Consider the following 21166-nt stretch of genomic DNA (forward strand, 5'->3'; position numbering starts at 1 on the left):
TTATAATAGTATAGCTAAATAACCGACATGATCTGAAATCCGAGCATAACAAGATTAAGCAGTATCGCCATTACAGGTACAAAAAGTGGATAGGTACGCACACCCTCATCAGGATAAGGTGTTTTGTATTTGATAAGTATCAATGAGAGATTGACCAATGTAAAGACGATAAAAATAACAAAACTGCTAAACTGTGCCAGTGTCAAAAGATCAAAAAAAGTTGCAAAAAGAAAGACAAGTGCTCCACTCAGTATCGTCGATGCCACAGGTGTGTGTGTTTTGGGATTTATACTGCTTAGAAACGTAGGCAGCCAATTTTGTTTACTCATACCGTAAAAAATCCTAGAAGCCATAATGATCTGTATCAATGCCCCATTAAGCACGGCAACCATAGCTATGATACTTAATACACCTGCACTCTTTCCGGTTGCAGTCTCATAAACCTTTGCCAATGGAGCAGCAGTATTTGACAGTATTTCTGGAGTAATGACTAGGACGGAGACCAGTGCAACAACAATATAAAAGAGTGTAGCAATCACAAGTGTAATGATAATTGCACGAGGCATCGTTTTAGTAGGGTTTTTCACCTCTTCGGCGATATTGACCATATCTTCAAAGCCTACAAATGCATAAAAGGCTAAAAATCCTCCAAGGATGATCGAAATGAGAACAGAAATCTCTAAAGGCGGTATCAACACCTCCAAAGATATACTCTCCGGTTCTATATACCCTATACCTGCATAGATCACTAAAACTAATCCTATGATCTCGGCAAGTGTCAATCCAAATGCCAAGATCATCGACTGCATTATCCCCCATATTGCGATCATGCTAAGAATGACTACCAGTATCAAGATAGTTACGATCTCCGGCAATGCAATAAAGGTACTGAGATAGCCGTGGAAGCCCTGAAGTATCGTCGCAGATGAGAGTAATCCGGCAAATGAGATCAACAGTCCTATCCCCCGAGAGAATGCAGGAGAGCCGAACCCTTCATATACATAAACCGCTTCCCCTGCACTGAGAGGAAAACGTGCAGACAGTTCAGCATAACTCAGCGCAGTGAAGAAGACTACCACACATGCCAACAAGAATGAAAAAGGCACATACATCCCGGCAATGCCTGCCATCTTACCGATAAGGACATAGATCCCTGCACCAAAGATATTGCCAAGTCCATAAAAGACAAGCATAGGCAGGTTGACACTACGTTTTAATTTAGCTTGGTCATTTGATGGCATATCAAGACTCTTTTTATTTATTATAACTTAGAAATGAATAAAATGTATCAGTCTATTACCGGTCAAACATTAGGATATAGCGTAAATACTACAACATCCAAAAACTGTTATAATAATGCTAACAAAGAAGCTAATAAAAGGAATCCCTATGACACTTTACGCTTTTGCTTCACAATACCCGGTTCTTCAAAAGAAAGAGGAACTACTGCTTAATAGCGGATTTGACAGAGAAATCGATCCCTTTAAAGTCGTTGCATACTTTATCAAAAAAGGTGACCTGGAGATCATTAGAGAATTGATTGAATCAGGATATGATATCAACAGTGCTGAAAGTGGTGACTTTGGTTCTTCACTGCTGCATAATGCCATTCGCTACGACCAGATGGAGATATTTCATTATTTACTTGATCAAGGAGCAGACATTGATTTTGTAGATGCAGTAGGCTGGACACCGCTGATGGAAGCGATCATTGACGCTAAACCTGCTTATGGAAAGATACTTGTAGACAAAGGTTGTAATCAGAATATCGCTAATAAAAGAGGCGTAACGGCTAAACAGATGGCACAAATGTTCGGGCAGCATGAGTTCTTGATCTTTTTAGACTAAACCTTTACAATGAAAAGAAACGAGTTTCGCAAATCCCTGAAGAAGATCAAAAAAAAGATAGATACTTCGGCAGATAATATAGTTCTTAGTGAATTCTCAGAGCACACTGAAGTTCATCAGAACTTCTGTACCTGCAAAGATGCGCAAGGTCAGCCTAAAATGCTCTACCCTACACTCAAAGAGGCTGAAGAAGAACTGGTATATCTCAATCTCAAGAACCTGCGTATCTACCCGTGCCCCATTGAAAAAGGATGGCATCTGACAAAAGGGTAAAAGACTAGACGCTAAGTACCAGCTTTACAGGACAGTGATCACTTCCCATGATCTCATCCATGATCTCAGCCTCTAATATACGGTCTTTTAGATCATCAGAAACAAAGAAGTAGTCAATCCTCCAGCCGACATTTCTTCCCCTTGCACCTGCCCTATAGCTCCACCAGCTATAACGCTCTGGCATATCACCGTGGATGTGTCGGAAGGTATCGATATATCCGTGAGAAATGAGCTTGTCCATCCATGCACGCTCCATAGGCAAAAAGCCTGAAGTACCTTCGTTTGCTTTAGGACGGGCAAGGTCTATCTCGCGGTGTGCAGTATTGACATCGCCGCAAACAACGATCGACTTGCCTTGTTTTCTAAGGTCATTGATATGCTCCAGGAAGCGATCATAAAATTCCATCTTATACACCAAACGTTCATCACTGCTCTGCCCGTTTGGAAAATAGACATTGAAAAAAGCGATATCTCCAAAGTGGTACTCATTGATACGTCCCTCACTAAGGATATCCACATGATCACAGCTATCAGGGTTTCCTTTAATATCTGTATAAAGCGCTACCCCTGACTGCCCTTTCTTAGAAGAAGAGTTAATGCTTTGGAATTTAAACTCACGATCAAAGATCGTCTCAGGGATCTGGTCAGCTTCAGCCTTGATCTCCTGCAGTCCCAAAAAGTCTATTTCATGCTCATCGATCCATTTGAGTGCTTCTTTTTTGTCCACAGCACGTATACCGTTGACATTCCAGGAGATAAAAGTAAGTTTGTTCATAGGTCACCCTCGTTATATTGTAAATCATTGATATTTGGATAGAATCATAGCAAATTAGACTAAAGGCACAAAATGTCACTAGAAGACAAAGAAAAATGGGACAAAAAACACATTGAGGCTCCTATTCCCACAGAACCTATCGATCTGGTAACCAATTTTGCAAAACTGGCACCGGGCAAACAGGCCCTTGATATCGCATGCGGCATGGGAAGACATACCCGATATTTGGTATCACAGGGCTTTCATGTCGATGCCCTGGATATTAGCTCCACTGCGATCGACTCACTACAGGGAATTGATAATATCTCTGCTAAAGAGGTGGATTTTGACACCCATACACTCGAGGAGAACAAATATGATCTTATCGTATGTACTTACTTTCTTGACCGAAGACTCTTTCCGCAGATCGAAAAGGCACTCAAACCGGGTGGCATTTTTATCTATGAAACCTTTATGTACCATCCTGACAACGACCGCTCTACGTCCAACCGTACCTTTCTTCTGGAAGAAGGAGAATTGGAAGCAACTTTTGATGAGAGATATGACATCATGCATATACGTGAATACTGGGATAACGACTACAAAGGTGCCAGAACGATGATAGGACAGTTAGTAGCCAAGAAAAAAGCCGGCGGAATGACCATAGAGGACTTCTGGTCATAAGTTTTTCTCTTATTCTGACTTGTGTTATAATGATTTTCATACAGTAGATTAAAGTCAGGATGGTAATTATTATGAAAGTCCTTGCGATAAGCGGTTCATATCGTTCAGACGGTATCACAGAACAGGTCATTAAAATCATGGAAGATACACTGCGGTTATCGGGTGTAGAAGTAGAGACAATTATGCTTCGTGAATATCCCATAGAATTCTGTCTGAATTGCCGTGCTTGTACCCAGGAACCGGGTACTGCTCCGGGAAAATGCGTACAAGAAGACAAGATGCAGGAACTCATTGAAAAGATGGAGGAAGCTGATGCTTTAATCCTGGCCTCACCAACAAATTTTGGTACAGTGACGGCACTTTTCAAGCGTTTTATGGAAAGGCTGGTAGCCTATGCCTACTGGCCTTGGGGTATACCGACACCTCAATACAGAAAAAACCAAGCTATACAAAAAAAAGCCGTTTTAGTCTCTAGCTGTGCAGCTCCAAGTATACTGGCATACCTCTTTTCAGACACAATAAAACGGCTTAAATATGCAGCAAAGACAATCGGGGCAAAAACAGTCGGTACAATGTATATTGGTCTGATCGCGGGGGAAGAGCATCATAAACTCTCAGAAGGTGATAAAAAAAGAGCTGAAAAGCTAGCCCGAAAGCTACTTTAGTACTCTCTTGCATATTAACATGCAAGGATAAAATTTAATTTACAATAGATACAGGTGTACCCTGACGCACATTTTTAAAGATCGTTTGAGAGACTTTATAAGGTAGGCGGATACATCCATTCGTTCCCGGATATCTTTTGATATATTTGCTCGCATGCAGTCCGATACCTGAACTTGTCAGACGCATCCAGTTTTTCAGTGAAGCCCCCTGATAGGTAAGCCCCTTTTTATTTCCGCTGAACTTACGCTTGTCACCTTTATAGACCAACTTTTTACCACGGTAGTACTCACCGAAAATTGATGAACGTTTATCTGCGATCTTCTCTGTGATCTTAAATGTTCCCATTGGCGTACGTTTATCTCTATATATCTTTGTATTTGGCTCAAACTTGCGCTTAGCGCCGGTCGTACATGGAGAACAGAGTGCTACTTTCCCGTCCACGTAGAGTCTCACACGCTGTTCAGACACATCTACTGTCAGCTTCGTATTGCGTCCGTTCGCTCTTTTGAGAAGTTTTTTATCCTCATAGATCTCAAAACTTTTTCTCAGATTTACATTTTGTCTAAAGTCACTGTAACAACTATAACATTTCTTTGTTTTATAGTTTTCTACGACCTTGATATCCTTTGGAAACTTTACTTTACTGTAAATGGTATCAAGCTTTTCCTTGGTTCTTTTTCCTACCCATCCATCAGCTTTTTCAAGTCCATAGTTCTCTTGAAAGGCCATTAGTGCAGACTTGGTCTCCTCACCCCATGTCCCATCTACCTTAAGCTTTACTCCAAGCTTTTTATCACTGTTAAGTGCGATCTGAAGGTTGCGGACCGCGTTATAGTTATTTTCACACTGGAAATACTTGTTACCGTCACACATATCATTCGTTGTGCCGAAATATCCGGCATTAAGCGTAGAGAGGACTAGGAAGATCACTAATATCGTTCTAATCATTTTGTACCTTGTTCAAAAGTAGATTAACATAATAAATGATTCTATCTTTTTTAATATTAATGTTTTATAAAATATCAAAATGTAATATAATGAAGGATGAAAGCGACTATTTTGCTTTATGCAAGATCTATTTGAACTCTCCTCTACCCCATAGGGTATAGGATTTCATTGTGCACCTTATCACATGCGTTTAAGACCTCTTCGCTGAGTGTGATATTCATTGCAGCAAGTGATGCATCAAGCTGTTCCGTCGTTGTTGCACCGATGATCGTTGAGGCAACAAAGCTGAACTGCTTAGACCATGCCGTAGCCAGAGTGACAGGGTGCATCCCTGCTTTTTGGGCAATTTGAATGTATTGTTGTGTGGATGCAAGTGTTCTGTCATTCAAAAACCTTGCAGCCATCACTCTTTGTCTTACATTTGGAGAAGTGATATAGTCGTTAAAGCGCCCTTTGGCATTCTTATCAAGATTGTATTTCCCGCTCAATACCCCTCCGGCCAAAGGAGAATAAGGTAACAGTGATACCTGTTCTTTTTCTGCCATGGTTGCAAGTTCATCCAGGAAACGACGATTGAGCAATGAGAAGTTATTCTGTATCGATTCAAATCTTGCATAACCTTTATATGCAGAGGTCATCAATGCCTTGGTCGTTCCGTAAGCAGTATCATTGGAAGTACCGATATAACGTACTTTACCGCTTTGTACTAGCCTATCAAATGCTTTAAGGCTCTCTTCAATAGGTACAACGGTATCAGGCCAATGCATTTGATAAAGATCGATATAATCCGTACCCAGCCTTTTTAGACTTCCCTCAACAGCCCTTTCAATATGAAAACTGTCTATCGCCGTCATCCCGTGTCTGATAGGAGGGACAAACCATCCGTTCGCCGCACCGGCAACTTTACTTGCCAGGATCACGCTGTCTCTTGGTTTTGTTTTAAGCCATCTTCCAACGATCTCTTCAGTGATACCTGCTTTATCTGCTGTAGGAGGGATAGGATAGAGTTCAGCCGTATCGAAAAAGTTTACACCGGCCTCATAGGCTTTATCCATAATGGCGAATGCCTCTTTTTCATTACTGCACTGTGTTCCAAATGTCATGGTTCCCATACAGATAGGACTTACCCTTAGGCCACTTTTCCCGATATAACGATACTCCATTGTTTCTCCTTTAAAATAAGTTCAAAAGTTAATTGACGACAAACGACGATATAAGTCCTACAAGACCGCCAAATACACCACCCCACACTACTAGCCATCCAAGATGTTCTTTGATCAGCTCCTGTACCAGATCTTTGACCATCTTTGGTGTCAGTTCTTTAAGACGGTTTGTGATCAGTTCATCCACTGCTTTGATCATATCTTCACTCAGTGAAGAGTGCTGAAGGTGATGATCCAGCTGTTTTTTAAATGTATCAGAGGAGACTATCTTGCTCACTGCAGATTTCAATTTTTTGCCAAAAGGATCTCGTAATCCTTCCAATGCCGCCTCACCCCCGAACATCGCTATAGCACCACCAAATTTGGACTCCATTACCGTCTTGCTCAGCGCGTCAAATGCCGGAGAAAAATCTGCACTCTCAACAAGCGGGCTCAGGTCGATCTTTTTTTCTTCATTTGCAAAGAATTCACCTAGTTGTTCTCTACTGAAGAACTGCTTCATGATCATTGTTTTGATGGAAGCTTTGAAGCTTTCAAAGTTCTTTTCGATCACCCCGGAACCGTAAAGGAAGGGTACCCTCTCAAAAAGCATATGGATCGCAAGCTGATTGGTGATCGCACCTGATAATGCAAAGAGACCGGTAAAAAGCAGGATCGTGTGATACGCTTCAGGAACTGCATAAGCTATCAAGATAAATGACAGGGAGATAATATCGGTAAGAAAAGACTTTGACATACTATGCCCTGCTTAAAATGATCTCTTTAAGTTCGTCCACAGTGCGTACTGCCTGCTTATGTTCTGTAAAGCCCCAGTCAACCATAACATAATCTATCCCTGCACGCTCACTAGCCATCTTATCACGCGGTCCATCCCCGATAAAGAGTGACTGATCAGCTCTCATATTCAGCTCGTTAAGTACCTTGTGAAGCATATCAGGGTGAGGTTTACCTTGTGGTACATCATCATAACACGCGATCGCATCAAAGTGTGCATCCACTCCCAAGTGGGTCAAAGACTCTAAAGTAGAATTTCTATAGGCATTGGTAGCCACTGCAAGTGAAGCACCTTTCTCTTTCAGTAGATCCAAGAGCTCTTTTATCCCATCATAGAGTACCAATTCTTTCTCGTGGTTGTTGGTGTAGTACTCAGAGAACCACATTTCATGTTTTGCATCAAATGCCCTGGCATGGTAAAAGACCTTAGCAGGGTTGATCGTGTGGTCATTGACTCGTTTGAGGATATACTCCTGCTCCAGCGGGTGAAAGCCTAGTCTGCTTCGTACATAGTTGATCGCATTGGCAATGGTCAATGATGAGTTGACCAGCGTACCGTCCATATCAAAGATGATCAGTTTTTCTTGCATGACCCCTCTTTATCTACGCAATCTCTGCTGAACTTCAGATAGATCGACAGACCGATGATCAATGTCGTAACCGCTCCGATCAGATATACTGCCGGCATGAGATGACTCGGATCAGTGATCGCAAACTTGAACACAAGCATCAATGCTTCGATAGAGAGTGCGATGATGATAGAACCAAGGAATCGCACCATCGTCTGATGGCTATCCCCCCTGTTCTCTTTCTTCTCATGTCCAAGGACTTCCTCTTCAAATATCGCCTTGACCAAGTCCACGATCGCTAAGGAGAGGGTCAACAGAATGGTTGCTTTAAACATCTCATTGATATCGATCTTTGAGATATCAAAACCAAAGCCCATAAAACTAGAAATTCCTTTGAAGAACAAAAGTATCGCAACAGCAAAAAGTGCAGCGGAGAAAGCCGCATAGACCACTTTGCTCAGTGTTCCAAAGCTTGAGTCTACCGAACTCGGATGCACCATACGCAGAATATCTCTAAGATTGATATCCACACAGATGATATAGAGGAGTTTACCTTCTTGATCATAGATCGGGAAAGTTGAAGTCACTACCAGATGGTTGCTCACAAGAGATGGATACGGATCGGTCAGGATACAACGGTGTTCACTCATCGTGCGATAATAGTACGCCCTGTTACTTCTATCTTCACCTTTACCAAACCCTTTGAGCGTCTCATTATTGGAGACATTATCGATAACCTGTTCACCTTTACCGTCAAGTACATAGATGGCTTCGGCTTGAGGCAATGCTTTTTGAAGGCTATCGATATTGCGGATAACCTGTTCAATGCCCCCTTCGATATGTTTGGATATATTACGGCTAAGGATATAACATAAGTAAGCTCTTGCTTTGGTACGTATCTGTGCATACTCTTGTATCTCTTTTATAACCATTCTATACTCCTCTTCATTATGCTGATTTGCTTAGAAGCAAAGCTCCTAAGCACGCTTTGTCCTACGACTCGACATTTAGTGCCTTGCATACACTGCGATTTAGTCGCTAGTCGGCAGGCTGCTCATGCCTTTATAACTATTTGATCTCTCCGATCACTTCTCCGAACGATACCTTCTGGTTGATCGCCACTTCAGTGACTATACTTCCTTTAGGAGAGAATGTCAAGACAGTCGATCCCATTTCAAACCAACCGAAAAGTTCACCTCTCTCTACAAAGAGATCTTTGTAGGTGTAGTGTCTTGGTTCTCTGATCTCGGAGTTTGTCTGAACATTTGGCTCAAACGTTACTACCATTTTACCAACATTCAGTGCACCTACCAAGACCAAGACATGTGTTCTTCCCTTGCCGTCTTCTCCTTCTATCACCACTCTCTCATTTTCGATAAAGAGATCAGGCATATTACGCAGCAGCGGAAAATTCACAGGATACAATTTCCCCGGGATATGCGTAAGTGAATGGATCTTAAGATCAAGCGGCATATGGTAACGGTGATAGTCTTTTGGTGAAAGATAGAAGTTGACAAACTCTCCGCCATCTACTTTCTGAGCAGCTTCTTTGTGATATGACCCAAAAAGTGTTGCGATATCATAGCTCATACCTTTGATCTGGTAGGCACGTCCTTCAGTGATCGTACCGTAATCCGTGATCAATGAGTCTACCCCTGAGATCAGTTTTGATTTATCCTCAGGGAGCTTACGAGGAAGTTCTATAGCACGGGTAAAAAGCTTGTTAAGTGATTTGTAGCTTGCAGGCTCTCTGAACTCACCCATATCAAGTCCCATCAGTTTCACATAACCTGCATTGATCATATGCTGGATAAGCGATGGAAATTCTTTAGAAGCAAATCTGCCAAAAAGTGCAGAAATCACAGAAGTATAGTGTTTAGACATCAGTCTCCTTTTTCGTATAATATGCCAGTGCATCTTTCATCAATGTGATATGATAATTCTCCTGCAAATTGATAAAATCAAAAAACGCAGCAAGTTCTGTACTGTCTTTAGCCACTGCATCAGAGAGTGCCCTGCACTCTTCTTTCGCGGCCAACTCTTCTTCGATACCATCTTTGAGGAACGCTACCACATCTTCAACCTGGTAGAGTTCTTTCATCACGATTCGCGGTACGGTGAGTATCCCCATCTTTGCCATCATATTTCCAAAAGACTTGAAATGGAACTGACTTTCATCGATAAGGATCTGAAAGATCCTGTTCAAGTAGGCATCATCACTGTGTGCTTTAAGATAGTTATAGATAAGTATAAGCTCATACTCTTTGTAACTCTCTTCAAACAGAAAACGGGTAAAGGCTTTGGTAGCCTCATCACTCAGTGATACACCGGGATATTTCAACTCTCTATTGAACGCTTCCACTCTCTCATCTTCCATCTGCATCATCACATTTTTAATGTAATGCATATCAGATGAGATCCGTTGTGCCAGATCACGGTCTGCAAATCCTGCAAGCTGCAGATCAAGCGCATTCAGATTCTTAATGATCTGATGCAAAAGATCACTCAGCTTTTCTACCTGTACACTGATCATATCACGGTCATAATTGTACGCTTCTCGGGTTACGATCAGTTCATTTTCCAGCCACGTAAAGTGCCTGAAAAAGATATTGGCAAAGTCAAATAGCTGCTCTTTTTTCTCTCCGCTGCTCATGAAACCTGCCATCATTGTCTCTAGCCATATTTCATGCATTTTGATCATGACTGTTTTCATACGTTCTCTTCCGCTTCTTCGCCAGTTTCACAACTGTTTTGAATTTTATAGCTGATGACAGGATAATCCGGATCACTTTTTCTTGCGATATAGACATCCATTGCTGCTTTGAGTGCTACGGCAACCATCTCCGAACAGGCTGCCTCCTCAGGCGGTACCTTATCAAGCATACCCAGTGTAAAAGCGATGATATCCTCTGCCCTGTCAAAATCCGCACCTTTGGCTTCAGTAGTGATGATAGAACCGGCTACGATCGTTGTTGTACAACCGATCGCCTGAAACTTTATATCCTCGATCACCGGCTTACCCGCTTCTTCTTTCACCTTGAGATGGATAAGTACCTTCTCACCGTTTTGAGGATTCTTACCTATTCCCTGTGCATCGGCATTTTCGATCGACCCATAGTTTTGGGGGTTCATCATATGCTCGATCAGCTGTGCATTGGCATCCATATGTTCTCCCATACTTCTAAATCAGGTTGTATTATATCCTTTTGTATTTTATATTGTATAATTCTTCACTAAACCAACTATAAACGGAGCTTAATTTATGGCTGTCTATGTACTCTTTGATACAGAAACCACGGGAAACCAGGAACAAGACCGCATCATCCAGATCGGTGCAATGATCGTACACAACAAAGAGGATATAGAGGTCTATGACGAACTCTGCAGCACTGAAGTGCCTATCGCACTTGAAGCAATGGAAGTGCATAACATCACACCGGATATTATCGAAGGGAAAGCTCCTTTCAGCCAGACCAAGTTTGCTACCAGAGTCAATGAACTCAACATCCCGGAAAACTTCCTTATCGCACACAACATCAACTTCGATCTTGATATGTTGAAAAAAGAAGGCTTTGAGAATGCCTATACCCTCATCGATACTTTCAGATGTGCCAAACACCTCTACCCCGAGATGCCTTACCACCGCCTGCAGTACCTCCGTTATGCCCTTGATCTCTACAAGACAGAAGAAGAGGAAGCAAACAAGCTTGATATCACTATCAAAGCCCACGATGCGATCGGTGATGTACTGGTGATGAAACTCCTGCTCTCCAAACTGGTACATGCTACCATGGAGCAGTTCGAAGGCAAAAACCCGATGCAAATGCTAGCAGAACTCACACAAACCCCGGTACTCATGCGTACCTTCAAGTTCGGTAAATACAAAGGCAGAGAGATCGCCGAGGTTGCCGAAGAAGATATGGGATACCTGCAGTGGATGCGTAAGAACCTTGAACTGGATGAAGATATGCAGTTCACACTGGACAGCTACCTGCACTAGTAATATATTGAAGAGGCATAAGTGACGCGTTTGTTTTTATGTATACCATTACTATTACTATCACCATCATTGTTCGCTCAAACATGTGAAGATAAAGTTCACAAACTTCATTGGGTAGAAAATGCAGAGCCAAGAAAAGATGCACTCATTGCCTTAACAAGTGGAAATATAAAATTGATAGCAGTTTATGGTTATACCCTACTAATGCCGGGTGTAGAAGAAAGTAAAATCGCAAATGCACGCAAAACAGGTAATTTCACCGTAATAGAGGGAACAGGCGATGCTTTATGTTCTGATGAATATGCAAGATTAAATAGAATTGCATATAAATATGCAAAAATTTATAATGAGACTTTGGCCAAGAATACTACTGTTTTAGAAACTGTGATTCTTGGAGACTGGTGTGCTGGTTCAGAGAATGCATTTCATGAAGAGTTTTCGCTTACCATAGAAGATGGTGAACATATCTTTTCTTCATGGCTACATCACCGTCCAGCTGTCTCAGGCAAATGGGTTTTAAAGGGAAAAACATTCACCATTTACAAAAGTTCAGGACTAATACACATCTATATTATTGAGAAAGCAACCCCAAAAAAGCTTATACTCAAAGAAAAAGACTATGAACCAGAAACTTATGTACGTGAAGAATGTATATCAGTTCCCTTACCAAAGGAATGAATCATGATGAGAAAAGCATTTTTGATATACTAATGTACTATACCAATATCAAATAGTTAGCTTGGTTATTTCTATAATTGTATAGATAGTAGGAGGTCATAAATGATCAATTTTAAAATTCTTGAAGAGAAGAATATTCATTCTATTATCCCTTTTCTTAAAATCCTCAACGATTCGATTTCTGATGATGTTTTAAAAGAACGGCTTGATGAGATGATCTCGCAAGGATATCAGTGCATCGGTATCTTTGATGATGATGAACTCATAGGTATCAGTGGTATTTGGATAGTGACCAAATACTATATAGGCAGGCTTATAGAACCTGACAACGTCATCATTTCACCCGAATACCAGAACAAGAACATCGGACATATGCTTATGGAGTGGATAGATGACTACGCAAAAACAAATGGATGCGTTGCAAGTGAAGTAAACTGCTTTGTACACAATGAACGGGCACATAGGTTTTGGGAAAAAGAGGGTTATAGAGTCATTGCCAAGCATTTTCAAAAAAAATATTGAATCGCCTGACAACAAAACAGAACAGATCGTTGCTTTTTCTATCGTATGGTGATTGATCATAACCTCGATTAACGCACTGTCACTCTTGGCATCTACATCTAGAATCCACACAGAACATATTGTAAAACAGTTCAGGGTACACACCCAAACTTAGTTTGGGAGAGAGAATCATTACACTCTGGAGAGTAGTACTATGATAAACGGTACAGGACGTTTTGGTGCGCCTGCCATGTCAAATACCTCACAAAAAGCAGTGGCCATATTTCTCATCATATCTTTAGTGTATTCATGATCGAATGATTCATCAAGAATTTCCATCGTTTTATCAAGAACAGTTTCAAATACGTTTGGGTCGTCACAACGCACTTCATAAGCAGCGACATTTTTGTCAAAACTGCAGGCGTGGTGAAAGATATTGAAATTCTGTTCGATATCTTCATCGGTTAAGTCGTTAAGTAGATTGTATTCGCGGATGAAGTTAATGACTTCGTGTAATTTGCAGACCATGATATTCCTTTTTTATATTATCAAAATCATGTATGCAAAAAACATACCCAAGCTTGAAATTTAGAAAAGGAATCTCTCCAGAAGTTAGATAATCGGCAAGCATGCCATTTTACTGTTCATTATCCAGAGGAGTACACTCCAATCGAGGGATGATCGGAGTGAATGGCACAAGAATCTTTAACGCTTATAGTAAGAAACGATCGTTGCTTTTTCTATCGTATGATGATTGATCATAAACCCGACTAACGCACTGTCGCTCTTTGAATCTACATCGAGCTTTTCTACATCCAGTGCATGGATAGTAAATCTATACTCATGGGGCTTATCACCTTGAGGTGGACATGCACCGCCAAAGCCAGGTTTTCCATAGTCTGTCATTGTCTCTAATGCACCTTTTGGCAAGGCATTGGCACTTGAAGCATTTTGCGCGATATGATCGACATTTGCCGGAATGTTTACAATGATCCAGTGCCACCATCCACTTCCAGTCGGAGCATCAGGGTCATAGACGGTCAGTGCGAAACTTTTCGTCCCTTGCGGTGCATTTTTCCAGATCAGTTCCGGAGAGATATTTTTCCCGCTGCATCCAAAACCATTGAACTCCTGATCGATGGTCAACTGTCCTTGAAGATCACTACTGGTCAGCGTAAAATTCCCTGCGCTTAACAACACAGCCATACTCATCATACTGATAATCTTCTTCATTTTTTACCCCTTTATAGTTTTTAGTCTCACTTATTGTAATACAGTGATATAAAAAATTAGCTTTTTCGCACGTTCACATTGTCTCGATAGAAATTATAGACTTGTATTGGAGGAGGGGTAATTAGAGAAAATAAAACTCTATAAATGCTTGTTTGTCACTGAGCACTGAGTGTACAGATGCGAAAGCGTGCAATATTGCGGAGCAACACGCTGAAAGCATCGCCCGTACACTTGCGAAGTGACGATTTTTTGTCTACTTTTTTCTAAAAAAAGTAGAGATAAAATACTTATCAAAAAGATAATATCTGCCAGCTATATGCTCAGTATGCATTCCCGATCAGAAGATCGGGAACGATATTAAAATAGTTGTTTTGGTTAATTTATTACTTTAACTTCTCAGCTACCAGTTCATTCACCACTTGCGGGTTAGCTTTGCCCCCTGTGGCTTTGAGTACTTGTCCTACAAAAAAGCCTAGAAGCTTGGTATTTCCTGCTTTGAACTTCTCTACGTTATCTGGATTTTTCTCAATGATCTCATCAATGATAGGTGAAATTTGTGCAGGGTCACTTATCTGTACAAGCCCTTTAGCTTCAACTATCTGTTCAGGATTCTCTCCACTCTTAGCCATCTCTTCAAAAACTTCTTTAGCTATTTTGTTTGAAATAGTGTCATTATCAACCATCTTAACAAGTTCAGCTATCTGCTTTGCGTCAAATTTCAGATCACTAATCTCTTTTTCTTTTAACTCTCTTGCAACGTCATTCGCTACTATATTAGCGATAGTTACAGGAGAGTTGTATACAGACAGAGCCTCTGTATAAAAAGATGATAGTTTCTCATCCCTAGCCAAGATATCAGCAACCATACTGTTTAGTCCAAGCTCACCTGTATACTTATCAAAAAGTGCCTGTTCAGCTTCACTCATAGGTTCTACTTCACCATCTACCTGCACAGGTTTAGCTTGTGGCTTGCGCTCACTTCTTGGTGCTGTTTCTTTTTTATGCCAAGAGTCTTTAAGACCGACGATCTTGTTGAACACAGGTGCTTCATCGGTGTAGTCAACAGGATCAGCATAGAAATACCCCTGTCTTTCAAACTGGAATCTCTCATCAGGTTTGTCTGTGATCACTGCCGGTTCGATAAGCGCATTTTTGATCACTTTTAAAGAGTCCGGATTGATATCTTCCAACGTTTGAGGAGCTTCATCTTTAAAGAGTCTGTCATAGAGTCTTACTTCAACGCTTTTAGCCGTGTTTGCATCTACCCACTGGATAGCACTTTTTACTTTGATACCACTGGTATCGCTTCCACTTTTAGACTCAGGGTTGTACTCTGCAATGATCTCCGTGATGTTGCCATCAGCATCTTTGATCACTTCCTTACATGTAATGATGTAACCGTGTCTAAGACGTACAGCCTGATCAGGTGTTAAACGGTAGTAACCTTTTGGAGGATTCTCAGAGAAGTCTTCACGCTCAATATAGATCTCTTTTGAGAACGGCACTTTTCTTGAACCTTCTTTAGGCACGTCTTCAGGGTAGTACGGAGCATCAAACTCCTCTGTACCTTCATAGTTTGAAATCGTTACTTTGAGCGGATCAAGCACACACATCACACGCGGCACTTTAGGATTGAGATCATCTCTGATAGCAAATTCAAGCTGTGCAACATCCACCGTAGAGTTGGCTTTGGCTATACCTATACTGTCACAGAAGTTGATGATAGACTCCGGCGTATAACCCCTTCTTCTGTATCCGGCGATCGTTGGAAGGCGAGGGTCGTCCCAGCCGCTCACCCTTCCTTCATTTACCAGTTGTAAAAGCAATCTTTTACTCATCACCGTATAGTTGATACTGAGCCTTGCAAACTCATGCTGATAAGGTCTTGGGGACTTAAGCCCAAGCGTATCAAGTACCCAATCATAGATATCACGGTTGTTTTCAAACTCCAGGGTACAGATAGAGTGAGTAATACCCTCAATATAGTCAGACAAACAGTGACCAAAGTCATACATCGGGTAAACATGCCACTTATCCCCTGCTCTATAGTGGTGTGCATGTCTGATACGATAGAGAAGCGGATCTCTCATTTTCATATTCGCAGCACTCATATCGATTTTGGCTCGAAGTACGTGTTCACCGTCTTTAAATTCACCGTTTTTCATTCTCTCAAAAAGGTCAAGGTTCTCTTCAACACTGCGTTCAGCATATTTACTTCGTTTCCCGGGTTCTGTAACCGTTCCGCGGTATTCACGGATCTCTTCTTCACTTAGGCTGTCAACGTATGCCTTCCCCATTTTAATGAGTTCAACAGCATAACCGTATAGTTCTGGGAAGTAATCAGATGTATAACGTACGCTATCATCCCATTTAAATCCAAGCCACTCTACTGCATCTTTGAGCGCCTCAACGTATTTCGTGTCTTCAGTAGTCGGATTGGTATCATCCATTCTAAGGTTACAAAGACCATGATAGTCACGTGCAATACCGAAATTGATACAGATAGATTTAGCGTGTCCAATGTGCGGAAAACCATTTGGCTCCGGGGGGAATCTTGTATGAATCTCTTTATATTTGCCTGATGCCAAGTCCTCTTCAACTATGGTACGTAAAAAATCTTTGTGCTCACTCATTTTCATTAAACCTTTTGTTTTATAAGAGTTGTATTTTATCGAATAAGTGCTTATCGCATCTTAGAGTTCTTATTTGAAAGAAAGGATAAGAGAACAAAATTAAAATGAATTTTTGAGACCTATGATTAAAAATATTTATTTATAACTCAAATTATTTAGAATATAATTGCAATCATAAATAAAATCGGTATAAGTTTTAGGTCACGGGTATGCGTACCTAATAATTGTACTGTGTTACATACTTAAATGGAGGTGTGAACCTTATGTTGAAAAAAACTTTTTTAACAGCATTACTATTTTCGATGTTGACTGGATCCTTAATCGCAGAACACTATGCAGAACCTATAGCTGAATGTGATGAAAAATTTGATAAGTGTGCAGAAAAATGTGGAGATGATGCTTCAGACGAATGTTTTGAAAAATGTGAGGCGGAATCAGATCATTGTTATAAAACATATGTCTATGAAGACGGTAGTGTTCCAAAAGTGATCGAAGAAGAAGAATAATATCTAATGCTTGTCCTCTATTCAAGGATGAGAACATAAACCTGAACGTCACGTTCAAAGCAAAAACATTTTGATTGCTCTTCATCCCGTTTTCTTCACTACCTCATGATTTGGAACGCATCACTGTAGGCTATGATTGTAGTTCGATACAGCTCTTTCAGGTGTAAGCCAGTGAATAAATTTCTATTAAATTTAACACACTATAATATCACTTTTAATATCAACGCTCCGGGTAAATACGCGGTGCAGTGATAAGCCCTGACTTTTGGAGTAAGATTAAATGCTTAGATTTGCCCCTTCACCGACTGGTGAAATGCATATAGGAGAGCTGCGTGTAGCGATATTTAACTACATGGTAGCCAAACAAAGAGATGTGAACTTTATTGTGCGTATCGAAGATACGGACAAAGAGCGTAACATCACAGGTAAAGATACCGAGATCATGGAAATACTGGAAAAGTTCGCACTTACTCATGACTCTGTGTCTCATCAAAGTGAAAACCTCCATATGCACCAGACTCTAGCGATCAGACTCCTTGAAGAGAAGAAAGCATTTGTATGTACATGCAAAAGCCCTAACTGTAGTGGGCAATGTATGGACATAGGAACAAATAATCTATCTAAGCTCAAAGAGGAAAAGACACCATTTGTCATCCGCATCAAAAAACCCGAATGTAACATCATCTATCAAGACCTTTTAAAAGGAGAGATGAGCGCTACACCTGATGAAGTCGACTCTTTTGTAATACTTCGTGAAGATAGTACCCCAAGCCACGACTTCGCGTGTGCCTGTGACGATATGATCTCGGGAGTAACTCTGATCATCCGCGGGGAAGATCATCTCTTAAATACACCAAAACAAATGCATATCAAAACACTTTTAGGATACGATCAAGAGACTGAATATGCGCACTTGCCTAACATCCTCAATAATGAAGACAACAAGATGAGTATAGATGATGATGCAGGTTCAGTGAAGTGGCTCTTTGAACAAGGCTTTATCCCTGATGCGATCGCAAACTACCTGATCGCTCTTGGCAATGAAACACCAACAGAGATCTTCACTATGCCTGAAGCACTGGAATGGTTTGATCTATTTAAGATCTCCACGTCACCTGTCAAATTTGATATCGAAAAACTTCGCTTCATCAACCGTAAGCATCTTGAAATGATGGATGACAAACGTCTCTCAGTCCTCTTTGGTTTTGCCGATGAAAATATCGGTAAACTGGCAAAGGTTTACCTGGAAGAAGCAAGTACGATCAATGAGCTTGAAGAAAAGATCAGAGCGATCTTTAAACCAAAAGATTTCAGCGGTGAATGGGGTGAGCAGATGAAACAGATGTCTGATGTGATCTTTGATGCCCCTATGATAAACACCTATGATGCATTTGAGTCATACATCATGGAAAAGACAGGACTTCAAGGCGCGAACTTCTCAAAACCGCTTCGCCACCTGCTTACGGGTGCAGGTGATGGTCCTGAGCTTTCAAACATATACCCGTACATCAAATCTTATATCCTGGAGGTAGCTTCATGAATGCATTAATTTATGCGATCGTTCAAACACTGCATACAATATTCACAATTTATATCTGGGTCGTGATCATCGCTGCACTGATCAGTTTTGTTCAGCCTGACCCGCGTAACCCTATCGTACAGATTCTACGCCGTTTGACGGAACCAGCGTTTTCATTCATTCGCCGTAAACTGCCCTTTGTGGTATTCTCAGGAGTAGACCTCTCACCACTTGTGATCATCCTGGGACTGCAATTTATAGATATCTTTATGATGAGAAGCCTTATAGGCTAAACCAGGACCCTTCTTTCATGAGACTCAAAAGCGTTGTATTATCCATCCTAGTAGCATACTCTACATCGCTTTATGCAGCTAAAACCTTTAGCTTTAATGAGATACATGAGATGCCTCAAAGTGTAGAGAAAGACTACTATATCTGGCGCTTTCTCTCACAAAAAAGTACGACCGTATCTGAGGCCAAAAAGATCATACAGGAAGTCGATTACCTCAATAAAAAGATCAGTACCGCTTACCGTACAAAAACAGGTACAGCTCCCGAGATCAGACAGATACGCCGTACTGCTACTGCAGCAGAAAAAGAGCGTTGGAAAACCAACTACCAAAAGCTTCAAGAACTTAAAAACTCTAAGGCTGATTATCCTGCCTGGGCAAAAGAAAACCCTGAAATCGAATGCTACCTTTTCAACAATTGCGGTTCAAAGATCAGAAAAAAGAAGTATGACAAGCTTCTCAACTCCAAACAGTTCCGTGTATTGAGCATGGATAAAACGTTTAATCAAAGTATCCGTATCATACTGGGAGAAAATCTACCACAGTTACAAAGATCTCTCCTTCAGGCACCTGCACACTCTAATGAGATCTCAGCAAAAACACATTTCCAACTAGGATTGTTTGCACTCAAACAAGGTAAACAAGATATCGCAATGATCTACTTCGGCCAAGCACGTAAAAAGGCAGAAAAACGCAGGGACAAAGATCAGGCAAATTTCTGGATGTATCTCGTAACCAAAGAGAGAGGCTACCTGACCAATCTGGTAAACAGCTATGATGTTAATATCTATACACTCATCGCCAGAGATCTGCTAAAGCTGCGATATCCAAAGATCATTACACCTAAGATATCACGATCAAAAGTATTTCACTATGATGTACTGGATCCAATAGACTGGGCAAAACTCAAACAAAAAATGTTCTCTGGAGATTACAATCTTAATGACCTTGCTGATACATATAAGTCGGAAGAGACAGTAGGACACTATACCTATATCAAAGCCAAAGCATCCAACTTTAAAGAGATCTACTTTCCGATGCCTTACCATGATGCAATGAGGGGAATGAGCAAAGAGCGTCAAGCACTTATCTATGCGATTGCAAGACAGGAAAGCCGCTTTGTCCCAGCCTCTGTATCACGCTCTTTTGCCCTCGGTATGATGCAGATCATGCCGTTTTTGATAGAAGATATTGCAAAAAAGAAAAACGACAATATCGACCTTGATGATCTTTTCAATCCGTACAAAGCGATCGAGTATGCAGATTTTCATTTGGACTATCTAAATAAATGGCTCTATCATCCGCTTTTTGTGGCATATGCCTACAATGGAGGAATCGGCTTTACCAAAAAGCTTATCACTGACAGAGCAAATTTCAGACCGGGACGCTATGAACCTTATCTTAGCATGGAAAATATGACCAATGAAGAAGCAAGGGAGTATGGCAAACGCGTCCTTACCAACTACGTTATCTACCTCAACCAACTAGGTGTCCCTACACGCCTGCTCCCTTTGATCAAAAAGGTCACTGACCCTAATGAGACAGATAGGTTCAGATAATTAGAAAGCTTTTGTATTCTCTACATATTTTGCAGCTTTTGAAAAGGGCATTTCTTTTTGCCCATACTTCCTACTCTCGAACAACAAGGTAAATTTTTTACTTACAGTATGAGGGAAAGTCACCAAATAATAACTGTTCCACTCGGTCACAAAAGGTATACCTTCCAAATAAGGGCTTTGTTTTGAAAGCGGCTGAATGCTTTTTGGTTTTTCCCCTTCAAGGGTCAAATTGTATTCTTTACCTAACTGATTGAATTGATCCTCTTCAATATAGACCCCCACTACGAACTGTTCATCTTTTTTTTCTTTTTTCAGCTTGTTACTTCGAGCATACAGATAGGTCGCAGTTAAAAATACTTTGGTGATGTTATGGTCGTAAAGTTGAACTTTTTCAGTTTTTTGCAGATGTTTATATGTAGTTTTATTCTTCTCAAAACGCTGCTTGAGAGGATCGTCTGTTTTAGAGGAGCAAGCAGTTAAAAGGAGTAGAAGTGTCGTCAACCCAATTAATATTCGCACACAACCCTCCTAGATAATTGCTGTCATTTTAACATAGATTCAATAAACA

Annotated in this window: 25 protein-coding genes; 11 read left to right on the plus strand and 14 right to left on the minus strand. The window is 40.9% G+C overall.

The window, feature by feature from the left end; translation table 11 throughout:
- Positions 1–14: 14 nt before the first annotated feature.
- Positions 15–1241: an APC family permease gene (locus PGH07_RS06220; protein ID WP_289413494.1), complete on the minus strand. Its 1227-nt coding sequence runs from the start codon at positions 1239–1241 to the stop codon at positions 15–17.
- Between the two features lie 148 nt (positions 1242–1389).
- Here PGH07_RS06220 and PGH07_RS06225 point away from each other — a divergent pair, with 148 nt between their 5' ends.
- Complete coding sequence (locus tag PGH07_RS06225) at positions 1390–1848, plus strand: ankyrin repeat domain-containing protein (protein WP_289413495.1); 459 nt, start codon at positions 1390–1392, stop codon at positions 1846–1848.
- 9 nt (positions 1849–1857) lie between these two features.
- Complete coding sequence (locus tag PGH07_RS06230; protein WP_289413496.1) at positions 1858–2121, plus strand: hypothetical protein; 264 nt, start codon at positions 1858–1860, stop codon at positions 2119–2121.
- A 4-nt stretch (positions 2122–2125) separates the two neighbouring features.
- Here the strand turns inward: PGH07_RS06230 and PGH07_RS06235 are convergent, their stop codons facing one another.
- A complete protein-coding gene (locus tag PGH07_RS06235) occupies positions 2126–2896 on the minus strand; it encodes an exodeoxyribonuclease III (RefSeq protein ID WP_289413497.1) in 771 nt (256 codons plus the stop codon).
- A gap of 72 nt (positions 2897–2968) precedes the next feature.
- On the opposite strand from PGH07_RS06235, the gene PGH07_RS06240 reads away from it, so the two are divergent.
- Together PGH07_RS06240 and PGH07_RS06245 are read left to right on the plus strand one after the other, a co-directional pair.
- Positions 2969–3559: a class I SAM-dependent methyltransferase gene (locus PGH07_RS06240; protein WP_289413498.1), complete on the plus strand. Its 591-nt coding sequence runs from the start codon at positions 2969–2971 to the stop codon at positions 3557–3559.
- A 71-nt stretch (positions 3560–3630) separates the two neighbouring features.
- Positions 3631–4224: a flavodoxin family protein gene (locus tag PGH07_RS06245; RefSeq protein ID WP_289413499.1), complete on the plus strand. Its 594-nt coding sequence runs from the start codon at positions 3631–3633 to the stop codon at positions 4222–4224.
- Between the two features lie 34 nt (positions 4225–4258).
- Here the strand turns inward: PGH07_RS06245 and PGH07_RS06250 are convergent, their stop codons facing one another.
- From PGH07_RS06250 to PGH07_RS06285, 8 genes are all read right to left on the minus strand, one after another.
- A complete protein-coding gene (locus PGH07_RS06250; RefSeq protein WP_289413500.1) occupies positions 4259–5173 on the minus strand; it encodes a L,D-transpeptidase family protein in 915 nt (304 codons plus the stop codon).
- A 143-nt stretch (positions 5174–5316) separates the two neighbouring features.
- Positions 5317–6336 (minus strand): aldo/keto reductase, encoded by a 1020-nt coding sequence (locus PGH07_RS06255; RefSeq protein WP_289413501.1) that lies wholly within the window; start codon positions 6334–6336, stop codon positions 5317–5319.
- Between the two features lie 28 nt (positions 6337–6364).
- A complete protein-coding gene (locus PGH07_RS06260; RefSeq protein WP_289413502.1) occupies positions 6365–7072 on the minus strand; it encodes a DUF445 domain-containing protein in 708 nt (235 codons plus the stop codon).
- Between the two features lies 1 nt (position 7073).
- Positions 7074–7700, minus strand: a complete 627-nt coding sequence (locus PGH07_RS06265) for an HAD family hydrolase (protein WP_289413503.1) — start codon at positions 7698–7700, stop codon at positions 7074–7076.
- Complete coding sequence (locus tag PGH07_RS06270) at positions 7685–8611, minus strand: PDC sensor domain-containing protein (protein ID WP_289413504.1); 927 nt, start codon at positions 8609–8611, stop codon at positions 7685–7687. The genes PGH07_RS06265 and PGH07_RS06270 overlap by 16 nt, the downstream gene beginning before the upstream one ends.
- A 136-nt stretch (positions 8612–8747) precedes the next feature.
- A complete protein-coding gene (locus tag PGH07_RS06275; RefSeq protein ID WP_289413505.1) occupies positions 8748–9563 on the minus strand; it encodes a phosphatidylserine decarboxylase in 816 nt (271 codons plus the stop codon).
- A complete protein-coding gene (locus PGH07_RS06280) occupies positions 9556–10392 on the minus strand; it encodes a hypothetical protein (protein WP_289413506.1) in 837 nt (278 codons plus the stop codon). The genes PGH07_RS06275 and PGH07_RS06280 overlap by 8 nt, the downstream gene beginning before the upstream one ends.
- Entirely contained in the window at positions 10389–10844 is a 456-nt protein-coding gene (locus tag PGH07_RS06285) for an iron-sulfur cluster assembly scaffold protein (RefSeq protein WP_289413507.1), read from the minus strand. Before PGH07_RS06285 ends, PGH07_RS06280 begins: the two co-directional genes overlap by 4 nt.
- A 97-nt stretch (positions 10845–10941) precedes the next feature.
- On the opposite strand from PGH07_RS06285, the gene PGH07_RS06290 reads away from it, so the two are divergent.
- From PGH07_RS06290 to PGH07_RS06300, 3 genes are all read left to right on the plus strand, one after another.
- Entirely contained in the window at positions 10942–11679 is a 738-nt protein-coding gene (locus tag PGH07_RS06290) for an exonuclease domain-containing protein (RefSeq protein WP_289413508.1), read from the plus strand.
- Positions 11680–11700: 21 nt separating this feature from the next.
- Complete coding sequence (locus PGH07_RS06295; RefSeq protein ID WP_289413509.1) at positions 11701–12357, plus strand: hypothetical protein; 657 nt, start codon at positions 11701–11703, stop codon at positions 12355–12357.
- Between the two features lie 102 nt (positions 12358–12459).
- A complete protein-coding gene (locus PGH07_RS06300; protein WP_289413510.1) occupies positions 12460–12879 on the plus strand; it encodes a GNAT family N-acetyltransferase in 420 nt (139 codons plus the stop codon).
- Between the two features lie 171 nt (positions 12880–13050).
- On the opposite strand, the gene PGH07_RS06305 is transcribed toward PGH07_RS06300, so the two are convergent.
- The 3 genes from PGH07_RS06305 to PGH07_RS06315 form a co-directional block, all read right to left on the minus strand.
- Positions 13051–13386, minus strand: coding sequence for a hypothetical protein (locus PGH07_RS06305; RefSeq protein ID WP_289413511.1), 336 nt, complete (start codon positions 13384–13386; stop codon positions 13051–13053).
- Positions 13387–13563: 177 nt separating this feature from the next.
- Positions 13564–14091 (minus strand): YbhB/YbcL family Raf kinase inhibitor-like protein, encoded by a 528-nt coding sequence (locus PGH07_RS06310; RefSeq protein WP_289413512.1) that lies wholly within the window; start codon positions 14089–14091, stop codon positions 13564–13566.
- Positions 14092–14474: 383 nt separating this feature from the next.
- The gene (locus PGH07_RS06315) at positions 14475–16724 is read right to left on the minus strand and encodes a glutamine--tRNA ligase/YqeY domain fusion protein (RefSeq protein ID WP_289413513.1); all 2250 of its coding nucleotides are present in this window, start codon (positions 16722–16724) and stop codon (positions 14475–14477) included.
- A 254-nt stretch (positions 16725–16978) separates the two neighbouring features.
- Between PGH07_RS06315 and PGH07_RS06320 the strand changes: the two genes are divergently transcribed.
- From PGH07_RS06320 to PGH07_RS06335, 4 genes are all read left to right on the plus strand, one after another.
- Positions 16979–17230: a hypothetical protein gene (locus PGH07_RS06320; RefSeq protein WP_289413514.1), complete on the plus strand. Its 252-nt coding sequence runs from the start codon at positions 16979–16981 to the stop codon at positions 17228–17230.
- Positions 17231–17510: 280 nt separating this feature from the next.
- A complete protein-coding gene (gene gltX, locus PGH07_RS06325; protein ID WP_289413515.1) occupies positions 17511–18770 on the plus strand; it encodes a glutamate--tRNA ligase in 1260 nt (419 codons plus the stop codon).
- Positions 18767–19042: a YggT family protein gene (locus PGH07_RS06330; RefSeq protein ID WP_289413516.1), complete on the plus strand. Its 276-nt coding sequence runs from the start codon at positions 18767–18769 to the stop codon at positions 19040–19042. Before gltX ends, PGH07_RS06330 begins: the two co-directional genes overlap by 4 nt.
- A 17-nt stretch (positions 19043–19059) precedes the next feature.
- A complete protein-coding gene (locus PGH07_RS06335) occupies positions 19060–20598 on the plus strand; it encodes a lytic transglycosylase domain-containing protein (protein WP_289413517.1) in 1539 nt (512 codons plus the stop codon).
- On the opposite strand, the gene PGH07_RS06340 is transcribed toward PGH07_RS06335, so the two are convergent.
- A complete protein-coding gene (locus PGH07_RS06340; protein ID WP_289413518.1) occupies positions 20599–21117 on the minus strand; it encodes a hypothetical protein in 519 nt (172 codons plus the stop codon).
- Positions 21118–21166: the final 49 nt, after the last annotated feature.

This window comes from Sulfurovum zhangzhouensis, assembly GCF_030347965.1.
GTDB lineage: Bacteria > Campylobacterota > Campylobacteria > Campylobacterales > Sulfurovaceae > Sulfurovum > Sulfurovum zhangzhouensis.